Here is a 774-nt window from a genome sequence, read left to right on the forward strand (position 1 = left end):
GCCCAACGGCGACAGCGGCTGGCCCCACGCCGGCGATTCGCGTTTCAGCGAGCCCAGCAGCTTCGGCAGCACTGCCGCTGCGATGGCCGGCGGCACGCCACGCATCGGCTGGCGCCGCCAGGCCTTGCTGCTGGCTGCGGTCGTGGCCTGCCTGACAGTCTTCCTGCTCGCGCGGGTGATGGCCAACAACCCGCACGTGGCTGCCGATTGGCGGGTCACCCACGACGGCGGGCTGGAGCTGGTCTACACCAACCTGCCCGGCCTGAAAGAGCAGGTCGGCCACGAATTGGCTGGCATTGAAACCGCGCCCGGATCCGCCCTGGGGTTCGATGCCCTCGCGCTGACGCATTCGGCGCGCTGGCTGGCCGACGACGCGCTGCGTGAGCGGCTGATCAACACGCGGCTCACCGTGGCGCGGGCGGTCGAATCCGGCCACATCGTGCTGGTGTTCCGCGATGGCCACCGTGTCGACGTGATCCCGCGGCCCCGCGGCTATGCGGGGCTGGGCGCGATGTTCTGGCTGCTCAGCGCCTTCGCGATGGTGCTGTTCCTGGTCGGCTGGATCGTGCCGCTGGTGCAGCCGCAGGTGCGCAACCTCCTGTATGCGCTGATGGCCTTGTCGCAAGCCGGCCAGTTGTTGCTGGCGGCCATCGGCTCGGTGCCAGGGCTGACACTGCCGAGCTCGCTGGTGCTGCGCGAGCATTCGCTGCTGACCATGCTGGACCTGGCCACTGGCGCCGCGATCCTGCATGCCACCGCACTGCATCCCTACCG

General features: G+C 69.8%; 1 pseudogene. It reads left to right on the forward strand.

Annotated features, from left to right (window positions below):
* Window positions 1-774 (forward strand): annotated as a pseudogene (locus tag AC1DYI_RS37355) (histidine kinase); the annotation flags it as partial.

It is taken from the genome of Ideonella sp. P3_A4 (assembly GCF_056403075.1).